Raw genomic sequence first — 12,322 nt, forward strand, 5'->3', positions numbered from 1 at the left:
CCTACTCGCCTCTGCCTGGCCGCACGACGGGAATCTTCGTACCAGTCTACCTTCCTCAGAGCGAACGGCGTGAAGCCATGCCACCATCGATGGTGAAGATCGTGCCCGACAGATAGGCGCCCCTTGTCGAGGCAACGAAGGCAATCAGGTCGGCCACTTCGTCCGCCTCGGCCGGCCGGCCGGCCGGGTACCGGTCGAAAAACCGACGATACTCTCCGGGATCGCCATAGGTTTCCGCCGCGCGGCCCGAAAGCAACTTTCGCAGCCGCTCGGTCTCGACCGCGCCCGGATTGATGCCGACCACGCGCACACCCATGTCCAGGCTGCGCCCCCCAACCGCACGGGTGAAGGCCATCAGCGCCGCGTTTCCGGTCGAGCCGCAGACATAATCGAAGTCCGGGCTCTCGCCGGCGCTGCCGATCGTGTTGACGATGGCACCGCCACCCGCCTCGGACATGGCCTTCAGGAAATGCCTGGTCAGGGCGATGTAGCCGAAGACCTTCAGGTCCCAAGCCCTGCGCCAGGTTTCCATCGAGATGTCGAGCAAGTTCCCCGCGGGAATGGCGCCGGCATTGTTCACCAGGATGTCGATGCGCCCGCACGACCCCGTTACCGCGACGATGCCGGCCTCTGTGGCGAGGTCTGCAGCGATCGTGCGGCATTCCCCGCCGTGCACCTGCTTCAGCCGCTCCGCCTGCGCGGCGAGCTTCGCCGCATCTCGGGCGACGAGGATGAGCCCTGCCCCCTCGACAGCGAAACGGTCTGCGACCCTGCTGCCGATGGCGCCAGTTGCCCCGGTGATGAGGACGGCCTTGCCGTCAAGCCCGAGGTTCATCTTTGCCTTTCTGGACGCGAGTACCCCGGAAGTTCGGCGGGCGCTTCTCCCGGTGTGAGGCCACGCCCTCGCGCACCTCCGGGCCTGCAAAGCCCAGCATCTCGAGCGCAGTCGAGGTGTCGAAGGTGGGCCCCGCACTGCGGAGCCAGTTGTTCATGGTGTATTTGGTCCAGGCGATGGCGTCGGTGGCACCATTGGCGAGTTCCGCCGCGATCTCCAGCGCGGTCGGCAGCACCTGGTCGGGCTCGACGGCCAGCGAGACAAGACCGATACGCTCGGCTTCCTCGCCGGTGATGGGGCGGCAGGTCATCAGGTAATACTTGGCCTTGGCCATGCCGCAAAGCAGCGGCCAGATGATCGCCGCCGCGTCACCCGCCGCCACGCCGAGCCGGGTATGGCCGTCGACCAGCTTCGCGGTCTTGGAGACGACGGAGATGTCGGCCAGAAGCCCGACCACCAGCCCCGCGCCCGCGGCAGGTCCGTTGATCGCCGAGATCACCGGCTTGCGGCAGTTGATGATGTTGTAGACCAGATCCCGCGTCTCGCGCCAGGACGAGACGCGCTCGGCATGATCGTTCATCAGATTCTCGACCCAGCCGAAGTCGCCGCCTGCCGAAAACGCCCGGCCTGCACCGGTGACAACCACCGCCTCGACCTCGGGCGCGTCGTCGATGTCGCGCCAGATGCGGGTGATCTCCGTATGGGTTTCCCGATCGATCGAGTTCATCGCCTCGGGCCGGTCGAAGGTGATCTGCAGGATGCCGCCATCGAGCATCTCGAGCTTCAGCTTCGTATAATGGCGATGCCAGTCGGTCATGGTTTCTTCTTTCGTGATCGGGTCAGGGACCCAGTCTTGCGGCCTCGGTAGCCGCGCGCAAGCTTTCCAGTGAGGCCGGGTTCTCGAGGGTGGTGAGATCGCCGAGCGGTTCACCAAGAACCACCTGCCGCGCGAGGCGGCGCAGGATCTTACCATTGCGGGTGCGCGGAAGCTCGGGGACGATCAGCACCTCGCGCGGGCGCAGCCCCGCACCGAGCTTGCGCGCGACATGCTCGCGAAGTGCCTCGGCCATGGTGCCGTCGTCGGGAACCTCGGGCCTCGGGACGACAAGCAGCACCACGGCTTGGCCGCTCTTCGCGTCGGGCACGCCGATCGCCGCCGCGGCGACGACGCGGCTGTCCGACAGCGCGGCTTCCTCGATCTCGGAGGGGCCGACGCGGCGACCCGAGATTTTCAGCACATCATCGCTGCGGCCCCGCAGTTCCCAGACGCCGTTCGCGTGGCGGACGACAAGGTCGCCGTGGCTCCAAAGACCCGGACGCTGCGACCAGTAGCTTTCGATGAAGCGGTTCGAGTCCTGCCAGAGCCCGACCGTCAACCCGACCATCGGGCGGCGCAGGACCAGCTCTCCGACCTCTCCCGGCGCGGTCTCGTTTCCGTCGTAGACTACCGCAGCGTCCACGTCGGTGACGACAGAGTTGAAGCCAACCGGATAGATCGGGCGCAGCACGATGTTCGAGAGGATCCCGCCCGAGATCTCGGTACCGCCGGTCAGGTTGATGATCGGGGTCCGCTGATGGCCGATCTGCTGGAATGCCCACAGGAAAGTGGGTTCGTCGATCACCTCGCCCGCAGTGATGATGGTGCGGAAGTTGCCGCCCAGCTCGGCTGGCAGTTCCGACACGGCTGCCCTCATGACGCGCAGCATCGTGGGCGCAGTGCCGAAATGGCTGACATCCGCAGCCTTCGCCACACGCAAAAGCTCGAGCGCGTCGGGCGAGGTTGGTCCGCCGTTGTAGAGGACCAGTGATCCGCCCAGCATCAGCGGCGCGCAGATCTGCCAGGGGCCGACCATCCAGCCCATGTCGCTGTACCACATCAGGCGGTCGCCAGGGCGGAAGTCGAACTGGTAGGCGGTATCATGCGCCACACGGAACGGGAAGCCGCCATGGATATGGACGGTGCCTTTCGGCATGCCGGTGGTCCCCGAGGTGAACATGATCATCCAGGGCGTGTTAGGGTCCAACGCGGGCGCCTCCACGACGCGATCGCCGGGAAGGCTTGCCCAGTCGCAGGTTCCTTCCGGCGCCCCCTCGCCCAGGCTGTCGAACACGGCCACCGTTTCAAGGCCGGGACAAGCCACGGCGATCGCGGCGAGGGTGCCGACGGTGCGGATGGTCTTGCCGCCGCGGACCCAGCCATCGCAACTGACCAGCACCCTGGCGCCGGCCGCATTGATCCGCGTCGCGATCGCCTCGGGTCCGAAAGCGGAATAAAGCGGCACGATGATCGCGCCGATCCGTGCGGTGGCAACCATCACGACGGCGGCTTCGGCGATGTTGGGAAGCAGCATTGCTACGCGATCGCCCTTGCCTACCCCAAGTGAGGCCAGCCTGGACATCGCCGCCTCTACTTCGCGACAAAGCTCGGCACGGGTAATGTCGCGCCGCGCGCCGGATTCCGACAACTCGACAAGCACCAGGTCACCGTCCTTCGCACCCTCCGGCGCGAGCAGGATGTCGGTGAAGTTGAGCGCACCGCCCTCGAACCAGCGCGCCCACTCCACCCCGCCCCTCAGGTCCATGACCTGCCGGAAAGGGCGGCGGAAGCGGAGGCCGAGGTCGGCAACAACATGTCGCCAGTAGCCCTCCATATCGGCCAAGGCGAAGTCGCGCAGGGCGTCGAAGTCCTGCCGCCCCGAATGCCGCAACAGCCGCGACAGGGCGGCGCTTTCAATCCGTGCCGGATCCGGTACCCATACCGGAGTCATCGGCCGACCCTCCCGCGGGCTATGGGGCGACTGGCCGCCCGAAGATCATCGCCATCCAGATGCCCTGATACCGCGTGGATGGGGTACTTGGCCGTCCCCTCCGGCTCGGATGCCTCGCTCGCAAAATGGATGCTGTCGGACCGGTCCTTGTGGCGACGGAATTCGGGCACGTTTGCGTTGGGCGAAAGCTGCAGACGTCCGCTCGCACAAGGTTTGTCCTGCATGGAGGGAGGCTTGCTGAAGAACAGGGCCTCAAATGCAGAGCCTTTGGTGTTCCGCCCCGTTGCGCCAATAGCCCTCCTGTGCCGGATCCGCCGCATCTTCAATTTCCTGCAATGGGAATGCATCAGACCTCAGATCAGCCCTTCCGTCTTCATGGCCTTGGCGGCTGCCGGCCGCTCAGCCACCCTTTGCACGAATAACTGGATGTTCGGCCAGCGCTCCAAAGCCACGCCAACGCGGGGCGCCCAGCTGGCCACGACGAAGGCGTAGGCGTCGGCAACGGTGAAGTTGCTGCCGGTCAGGAACGGACGGCCGTCCGACAGTAGCCCCTCGAGCCACTCCATGTTACTGGCCACATTCTCACGGGCGCTCGCCTTGACCGTTTCGTCGCTGTCGGGTTTGAAGAGCGGCTTGAATGCCGCGTGCAGGCTTGTGCCGGTGAAGTTCAGGACTTCCTGCACCCGCGCACGTTCGATCGTGCCGGGCTTCGGGGCCAAGGCTTCATTGCCGGCACTGTCGGCCAGGTATTGCAGGATCGCCGGCCCCTCGGTCAGGATCTCTCCGCCGTCAAGCTCAAGCGCAGGAACGACCCCCTTTGCATTGATGGACGTGTAATCCTGGCCGCTCTCGGTCCGCTTGGCGGCGGTGTCCACCTTCTCGACCCCGTGCGGCAACCCGAGTTCATGCAGCACGATATGTGACGCCAAGGAGCAGGCGCCTGGCTTGTAGTAGAGCTTCATCATGGTCTCCTGTGCTTGCGACCAAGGCTGCCGAGAGTCCCGGCGCCGGACTGCCGGTCAATGGACCGAGCGGCGCCCAATCCTGGAGCGGGATCATCGATAGTGTTGATCAACATGTCCAGCCGTGGCCGCTGAGGCACGGATCGGCAGGGTAATGCATTGTTGCAAAGACTGGCTGTCCGGAACCGAGGGTTGCGGGCAGACTCTGCAGGTATGTCCGTAATTCAGCTTGACCTGCTTTCGAACGGGGAGGAAGATCTGTACTGCCCTTACGAATGCCCCCCAAGTGGCGCACCTTCGCCTAGGATCAAGCCGAACCGCTCTCCGGCAAGAACCGATACACCGACGATCGTGCAATCCCGAGCCTGCGTGCGATGGCGGTGGGGCTGAGCCTTTCTTCGGTGTGTAACCGCCGCACCTCCTCGGGATCGATCTTCGGCTTGCGTCCCTTGTAGACGCCGCGGGCCTTTGCGGCGGCGATCCCTTCCATCTGCCGCTCGCGGCGCAGGTTGGTCTCGAACTCGGCGAACACGCCCAGCATGTCAAAGAAGGCCTTGCCGGCTGCGGTGGCGGTGTCCACGGGCTGCTCGGTGGCCTTCAGCGTGACACCCTTTGCCTTCAGCTCGTGAACGATGTCCTGGAGGTCCTTGAGGGAGCGTGCCAACCGGTCGATGCGGGTGATGACGAGCGTGTCGCCTGCCCGCAGGAACTGCAGCAAGATGTCGAGCTCGGAGCGGCCCTCGCGGGAGGTGCCGGTTTTCTTCTCCGCCCGGATCACCTGGCAACCGGCTGCTCGCAGAGCGGACTCCTGCAGCGAGAGGTCCTGGTCCGTTGTGGAGACACGGGCATACCCATAGGAGGTCATGAAAAGGCCAATCTGTACGATTTGAGTTTAGAGCCACGCACATTGACGTCCGAAAATACTGAAAGCAATCCTAGTCGGACGCACAACGGTGTCCGAAGCAGATGTCCTTCTACGGTATACCCAAATTGAAGCACTAACAGATATAGGACCATGTAGCTGGTCCTGCATAATCATCTTGCAGGAAGATGGCTTGCTAGGGCTTGCTCAAGCTGATCATACCACGTTACCATGGTTGGTATAAATGCCAACAATGCGGTTCAGAGAGATTTCCTATCATGACTGCACAACGGGTTAGGATCATCGAAGGTGGCAAGCTCATCATCCCGGCGCCCATGCGTCGGGAACTCGGGATCGCGACAGGCGATACCGTACTTGTCGATATCGAAGATGGCGAGATCCGTGTCCGCTCGCTCACGCAGGCCATTGCCCGGGCTCAGGCCATCTTGCGGCGTCATGTTCCGGAAGGCGTGTCCTTGGCCGACGAGCTGATTGCAGACCGCAGGCGTGAGGCCGAGCGTGAGTAAGGTGGTGGTGCTCGACTCCTCCGCTCTGCTGTGCGTCCTGAACGGGGAAGCGGGAGCGGATCAGGTGACGCAGGCGTTGCCCTCGGCCGTGATCGGAGCAGCGAACCTGGCCGAGGTCGTCACCAAGCTGCGCGAACGAGGTCTGAGCGCCGAGGAGGTGGAGGAGGTGCTCGGAAGCCTTCATCTCGATGTCCGCCCGCTCACGCAAGCGCAGGCCTACGCAACCGGGCACCTAAGACCTGCCACGCGGGCTCTCGGTCTTTCACTGGGAGATCGGGCCTGCTTGGCGCTCGCGGCTGAACTCGGCGCCCCTGCCCTCACCGCAGACCAGGCTTGGGGCAGTACCGAGGCCGGCGTGACGGTCGAGGTGATCCGAAGGTAGAGCAGCATCATTCTGGGCGGCGCACCTACCCACCTCACCCGGCTGCCTTTGGTATGACTGGCGATCGGCATGTCAAGGTAACAACTCGACAGGGTATATCGGACATCTGATTTCCTGACAGGGTTCTCAGACAGCGGAGGGTGAGAGCGGCGCGCCTCTCAGACCAGTCGATCCACATGCACGAAATCTGAACGTTTGGTAGACATAGAAAACGCGATGGTCGACTGGCCGGAACGTGATTTCGGCCGAGCCTGTGTCAAAACCCTCTGGCGTGCTAAGCTTCCGCGACGGCGGGAGGGTTGGAATGGTGGGTTTCATCGAGGGTGTTCAGCGTGGCCAGACGGTGCTTTTCCCGGATCGGCTCGACGACTGGATCGGCGAGGATGACCTTGTTCGCGTTGTCGATCTCTTCGTCGACGAGCTTGACCTGCCCGACCTCGGTTTTGTGCGTTCGGCCGCGGCGCGAACCGGTCGTCCGGGTTATCATCCGGCGGCGCTGCTCAAGCTGTTCATCTACGGCTATCTGAACCGGATCCCGTCGAGCCGCAGACTTGAGCGCGAGGCCAAGCGCAATGTCGAGGTGATGTGGCTGACCGGCAGACTGGTGCCCGACCACAAGACCATCGCCCTGTTTCGCCGCGACAATGGCCCGGCCATCCGCCGGACCTGTGCGCAGTTCGTGGAGCTATGCCGCCGGATCCGCGTGCTGAGGGGCAAGACCGTCGCCATCGACGGCAGCAAATTCAAGGCGGTCAATAATCGTGACAAGAATTTCACGACGAACAAGATCGCCAGCCGCCTCGCCCATCTGGAGGCCGACGTCGAACGCTACATCAATGAGATGGTGCGCATCGACCGGCAGGAGGAAGGCGAAGCCCGCACCGAAAAAGTGCAGCGCCTGGCCCGCCGCTATGGCCGGGTCCGCCAGGAAATCGCGCGGCTGAAGGCGATGGAGAAGGCCCTGGCCGATGCGGCGGACGGCCAGATTTCCCTGACCGATCCCGACGCCCGCGCCATGGCGACCAGCGCCCGGCACAGCGGCATGGTCGGCTATAATGTCCAGAGCGCCGTCGACACCGAGACCCATATCATCGTCACGCATGCGGTCACCAACCAAGGCTTCGATCGCGATCAGCTCAGCCCGATGGCGATCGCGGCGGCGGCGGCGCTCGGTCGCGAAGACCTGCACGCCATCGCCGACAAGGGGTATTTCAGCGGCCCGAGATCCTCGCCTGTCATCAGGCGGGCATCGCCACGACCGTGCCGCGCCCGGCCACCTCGGGCAATGCGGCCAAGGGCATGTATGTGAAGGCCGACTTTGCTTATGATCCTGACCGCGATGTCTACGTCTGCCCGGCGGGGGAAGAACTGATCTACCGTTACACCCGCGAGGAACGCGGGCTTCAGGTCCGGCGATACTGGATCAACGAATGTCAGACCTGCCCCGTTCAGAGCCGATGCACCAGCGGAACGGAACGCCGGATTACCCGATGGGAACATGAGCATCTGATCGACGCCATGCGTCAGCGGCTCAGCCGGGATCCCGATCTCATGACGCTGCGCCGCTGCACCGTCGAGCACCCCTTCGGCACGATCAAAGCGTGGATGGGCGCCACCCATTTCCTGACGCGGAGGCTGAAAAACGTCAGGACCGAGATGGCGTTGAACGTTCTGGCCTATAACATCAAGCGGATGGTCGCCCTGGTCGGGATCCGGCGCATGATGGCGGCCATAGCGGGTTGATATCCCCTCTATGGGCCTTGACTGGGACCACTATGCCGCCCACAGCAGCCCGTCAGCGCGCTGAGGCGTCGGATGGCTGCGGATTGAACGCGGAAATCTTGAGGCCATGCAACTCCCCGGGAGGCACACCACCGCCGCGCGTTTTGACACAGGCTCGGCCCTTAGCGGACAGTCGTCGCCCATTCGCCGTGAGAAGCAGCGTCTAAAAAAGCGGACCATCGATGGATGGAATCTTAGGACGGGTTCACCGGAGCGCTGGCGGGCCAAGCTTTATTTACGAAGGTGTTTTCGTTTGAAAGGAGCCTAGCGCCGAAAACGCGGAGTCCAGCTTTCTTCGAGCTTTTCGTCTTCATCCTCTTCATCCAGCCCTTCAGCTTCTGCCGTCAACCGTGCCGAATACAAGACGGTGAGGGTCTTGCCGTAGTTGCCCAAGCCAATGACATCCTCCGATACGATATGCGACTTGGGGCAATCAAACCAGTCGATGAGGTCCGCCTGCGCGCTGTCCTCGCGGGCGCTTGCGACATTTGCCCGATCAGCCCCGAAGCGTCGTGTCAGCGACCCCGCCGGAAGCGGCGAACCGGCACGGGGCCACCGAACCTTCGCCTCCTTCATGGCTTCGGAGAAAAGGCAGAAATCGATGACACCGCCCTCGCTCAATACGGCGGCTACCGCGCTGCGGCTCATTCTCGCGTAGCGCACGGCCGATGCGGTCAGTGAAGTAACGCATTCCTGCGCGATGGTCTTCACGAGGTCGAGACCATCCTCCTGCCGCGCGATGATGGGCTTGATCAAAGAGCTTGGCATCAACAGGGCAGAGGCAAAGAAATCTGCCTCTTGCTCATAAGGATCACGCGAACCAAAGCCCGCATGGGAGGTGTGCGCGCCATGGGCGAGTACCTGCTCGCTGTGCCCCGGAATAAAGTAGTGCCCAAGCTCATGTGCGATGCTGAATCTCTGGAACCCGATGCTGTTAATGTGCGTGGCGTACATGATGCCAAAGTTCGTGTCCCACTGCGCCAGCATGCCAGAAAACCCTTTGCTGGTCGCAGGTGCTGCTTCGACCTTGATACCCTTCACGGCAGCAATCTCTTTGGGATCGATTGGCAGTTTCGTAATGCCAAGCTCACGCAGAACCCTGTCCGCTGCACCTTCTGCCAGGGGAAGGCGAGGGACTTTCAGGCTCATTTCTTGCCGCTTTCTAGCTTGCCGTCCTTGAGCATCTTGATGAAGCCTTCAACGGTGTTGACCTCGGATTCCGTCAGGTTCCCCAAATGCCGATGCAGACGCTGCGCACCTTCGACACGGTCCATCGTGTCAACCCGGCCCAGCAAGTAGTCTGTCGTCACATCGAGGGATTTTGCGAGATTGCGCAGGTTGTCGAAGGACGGCTTCCGCGCGCCTTTCTCGAAGTGTGAGATAGAACTCGGCGGCAAACCGGCTTTCTCGGCCAGTTGCTGCTGCTCGAGTCCTCGTTCGTTTCGCGCGGCGCGAAGCCTGCGTCCAAATACGTTGTCGGTCGTCTCATCGTATGACATGCCGGTATCGTCTCTTTCACTTGACGTTTTCGCCATTTCATGGTTAAATGGCGTTATCGACAAGTATGCATGACGGGCGCGGCTTGTGCAAGTTTCGTCGCAGACCCGGCCAACAGGAGCAGGACACCACAACATGAGCCTTGATGACCCCATTTTTCGAAACATCGCCCGCTTCACGTCGCAGGATATCCTGCTCGCGGATGTGGCGGTGCGCATCCAGCTGAGCCCGACGGAGTACGTGACCGCAACCAAGCACTACGAGGTCATGGGGCAGTGGATCGACCGCCCCGGAAGCCCGTTGCGGGGCATGGTGGACGGGTTCTACGCACAGGGCGGCTTTTCGACCGGCTCAACTATTTCCGGTCACAATGATCGCTGTGACTACGATCTCGACGCTATGGCCGTGATCAACTGGGGACATAGCGTTGACCCGGAACATGCTCTGGCAACCTTGCACCGGGCCATCGCTGGAGAGGAAGGCTCGCGCTATTTCGACAAGTCGGAACGCAAGACGCGCTGCACGCAGGTACAGTACACCGACATGCATTTGGATGTGACCCCTTCGGTTCTCATCGCATCGATGGAGCCCAAGACCAGCTTCATTTTTCATTCGAAGCCCTCTGACCCTTCCGTGTCAAGGCAGCGTCTGTTCGCAAACCCTTTCGGCCTTGCGGAATGGTTTAACGCGCGGACGCAAGCTGACATCGTCTTCGGGTCCTACTTCGAGCAAGCCTCCTTGAACTACGCACGGGCGAGTGCGCTGGCAAAGGCGGACACCACGCCTGTTCCGGACCAGCTTCCGGCTTACAAGAAATCGCGGCAGGTAATCTGTCTGCAACTGATCAAGCGCTGGCGGAACATCGTCTATGATCGCAATTACCCGAAGTTGCGCCTGCCGCCGTCCGTGCTGCTGACGTACTATGTCGGCCTGCACACGGGCGGCGAGCGTTCGCTGCTTGATGAACTGATCCATCAGGTGAATAGCATCATCACAACCATCGAGTCCGCAGCAGCTTTCGGGCGGCGCGTATACGCGGAAAATCCTACCTGCAAACAGGACGTGCTGACCGACCGCTGGCCCGGTAGCCTCGATGATCAGCAGGTCTTTCTGGAAGAGCTGCGCGCGTTCGCTCGCAAGCTCTACGTGCTCAAACGCGGGGTCTCGCTAGAAGACATGCGCAAAATTCTGGAGGACCTGTTTGGCGAAAAGCCTGCTCGCGATGCCATTGCTGCCCTTCGCCAGCAACATGTGCGCGACAACGAGGCAGAAACCGGTCTCTACATTCCGGGTCGCGGAACCATTCCGGCCCTTGGCAGTCTGGCGGCTCCCGCCAGCGCCAAGGTGATCCCTTACAGTACGCCGTTCGGGGATTAAGCGATGCCGCTCTCGGTCCGCGAACAGGATGCCCGGATGCGGGCCGAGTTTCCGGGGTTCAAGCTTACGCTTGACCTCGGCTTCATGGGGGTTTGGGAAGGGACGCTTACGCCAATCTGCCAGACCTACACCATTCGCATCACCTATTTCGCGCGCGTCTTCTTCGAAAACTACACAGTCGCCAACCCCGTTGTCTCAATCGTGGTTCTCGACCCGCCCATCGGCCCTGACCCACGTGGCACGGGCGAGCCGCCGCAGCATGTTTACCGTTGGGAGCAGCCGCCAGCCTTTCCCCGCCTATGCGTCTATGATCCGCAGACTGACGAGTGGACACGCGAGAAATCCATCGCGGATGTTCTCATGCCCATGATCATCAAGTGGTTCTTTTTCCACGAGGATTGGGTGGTGGACGGTGTATGGCGCGGGGGCGGGCGGCACCCGGAAATTTCCAAGAATGAGGATACATGCAAACCAACGACACAACACTCAAACCCGGAGGACCGCGCTCGGCGGGATCGATCCCTCAACGCCGCGTTCCACAGGCTTGGCCGAAAGACCGGCGTTTTCGGATCTTATCTCTGGATGGCGGGGGAATACGGGGGGTTTTTCCCGCCTCAGTTCTTGCCGAACTAGAGACACGGTTCTGTGCCGGTCACCGAGTGTCGGAATACTTCGATCTAATTGCGGGGACTTCGACTGGCGGGATCATCGCGCTGGGGCTGGGCGCGGGGTTTTCAGCTGACGAGATGAAGACCCTCTATGTCGAGCGCGGCCAGGAGATTTTCCCGCCGCGCAAACAATCTTGGCTTTACAGCGCCACGTCGTTCCTCCGGCAGACCGTCCTCTACCGGTACGACCGTGATGCCATCGCTCGACTTTTATCCGAGACGCTGGGTGAAAAGCTCTTCGGAGAGTCCACCAGTAGACTGTGCATTCCAGCGTTCGATGGAACCCACAGCGAGGTTTTTGTTTACAAGACGCCGCACCACGCGGACTACAAGTTTGATCGGTTTGAGAAGATGATCAACATCGGTTTGGCCACATCCGCCGCGCCGACCTTTTTTCAACCTTTCAAAAACGTTGGCTATCAGCTGGTTGATGGCGGTGTTTGGGCCAACAATCCGGTCATGCTTGCCGTGATCGAAGCGCTCATTTGCTTCAATGTAACCCCCGCGCAGATCGATGTCCTGAGTATTGGGTGCGGTGGTAATCCTCCCCGAAAGTAAGGGGCTTCATAAGTAGAATTTTCTCGGCAAGATGAACGAGGAGATTTCGAATGAAGACAAGCAGATACACTGAGGCTCAGATCATCGCGATCCTGCGGCAGGCT

General features: G+C 62.0%; 12 protein-coding genes and 1 pseudogene. 6 read left to right on the plus strand and 7 right to left on the minus strand.

What is annotated here, in order from left to right; genetic code table 11:
• Positions 1-55: 55 nt before the first annotated feature.
• The 5 genes from H5395_RS14730 to H5395_RS14750 form a co-directional block, all read right to left on the minus strand.
• Positions 56-835, minus strand: a complete 780-nt coding sequence (locus H5395_RS14730; protein ID WP_182793328.1) for a short-chain dehydrogenase/reductase — start codon at positions 833-835, stop codon at positions 56-58.
• Entirely contained in the window at positions 819-1,652 is an 834-nt protein-coding gene (locus tag H5395_RS14735; protein WP_182793329.1) for an enoyl-CoA hydratase/isomerase family protein, read from the minus strand. Before H5395_RS14735 ends, H5395_RS14730 begins: the two co-directional genes overlap by 17 nt.
• A 22-nt stretch (positions 1,653-1,674) precedes the next feature.
• Positions 1,675-3,603, minus strand: a complete 1,929-nt coding sequence (locus H5395_RS14740; RefSeq protein WP_182793330.1) for an AMP-binding protein — start codon at positions 3,601-3,603, stop codon at positions 1,675-1,677.
• A 353-nt stretch (positions 3,604-3,956) separates the two neighbouring features.
• A complete protein-coding gene (gstA, locus tag H5395_RS14745; protein ID WP_255440710.1) occupies positions 3,957-4,568 on the minus strand; it encodes a glutathione transferase GstA in 612 nt (203 codons plus the stop codon).
• Positions 4,569-4,872: 304 nt separating this feature from the next.
• Positions 4,873-5,430 (minus strand): recombinase family protein, encoded by a 558-nt coding sequence (locus H5395_RS14750; protein ID WP_182793331.1) that lies wholly within the window; start codon positions 5,428-5,430, stop codon positions 4,873-4,875.
• Positions 5,431-5,705: 275 nt separating this feature from the next.
• Here H5395_RS14750 and H5395_RS14755 point away from each other — a divergent pair, with 275 nt between their 5' ends.
• The 3 genes and pseudogenes from H5395_RS14755 (at position 5,706) to H5395_RS14765 (ending at position 8,079) form a co-directional block, all read left to right on the plus strand.
• Positions 5,706-5,954: an AbrB/MazE/SpoVT family DNA-binding domain-containing protein gene (locus H5395_RS14755; RefSeq protein ID WP_182793332.1), complete on the plus strand. Its 249-nt coding sequence runs from the start codon at positions 5,706-5,708 to the stop codon at positions 5,952-5,954.
• A 1-nt stretch (position 5,955) separates the two neighbouring features.
• The gene (locus H5395_RS14760) at positions 5,956-6,336 is read left to right on the plus strand and encodes a type II toxin-antitoxin system VapC family toxin (protein WP_220495062.1); all 381 of its coding nucleotides are present in this window, start codon (positions 5,956-5,958) and stop codon (positions 6,334-6,336) included.
• A 304-nt stretch (positions 6,337-6,640) separates the two neighbouring features.
• Positions 6,641-8,079 (plus strand): annotated as a pseudogene (locus H5395_RS14765) (IS1182 family transposase).
• Between the two features lie 303 nt (positions 8,080-8,382).
• Here H5395_RS14765 and H5395_RS14770 read toward each other — a convergent pair.
• Entirely contained in the window at positions 8,383-9,267 is an 885-nt protein-coding gene (locus H5395_RS14770) for an ImmA/IrrE family metallo-endopeptidase (protein WP_182793334.1), read from the minus strand.
• Entirely contained in the window at positions 9,264-9,617 is a 354-nt protein-coding gene (locus H5395_RS14775; protein ID WP_182793335.1) for a helix-turn-helix domain-containing protein, read from the minus strand. Before H5395_RS14775 ends, H5395_RS14770 begins: the two co-directional genes overlap by 4 nt.
• 133 nt (positions 9,618-9,750) lie before the next feature.
• Here H5395_RS14775 and H5395_RS14780 point away from each other — a divergent pair, with 133 nt between their 5' ends.
• The 3 genes from H5395_RS14780 to H5395_RS14785 are packed head-to-tail and all read left to right on the plus strand — an operon-like array spanning position 9,751 to position 12,218.
• Entirely contained in the window at positions 9,751-10,992 is a 1,242-nt protein-coding gene (locus H5395_RS14780; protein WP_182793336.1) for a nucleotidyltransferase, read from the plus strand.
• A gap of 3 nt (positions 10,993-10,995) precedes the next feature.
• Positions 10,996-11,625, plus strand: coding sequence for a hypothetical protein (locus H5395_RS19070; RefSeq protein ID WP_255440715.1), 630 nt, complete (start codon positions 10,996-10,998; stop codon positions 11,623-11,625).
• Positions 11,586-12,218, plus strand: coding sequence for a CBASS cGAMP-activated phospholipase (locus tag H5395_RS14785; protein ID WP_370576471.1), 633 nt, complete (start codon positions 11,586-11,588; stop codon positions 12,216-12,218). Before H5395_RS19070 ends, H5395_RS14785 begins: the two co-directional genes overlap by 40 nt.
• Positions 12,219-12,322: the final 104 nt, after the last annotated feature.

The sequence above is a fragment of the Paracoccus sp. MC1854 genome (assembly GCF_014164635.1).
Lineage (GTDB): Bacteria > Pseudomonadota > Alphaproteobacteria > Rhodobacterales > Rhodobacteraceae > Paracoccus.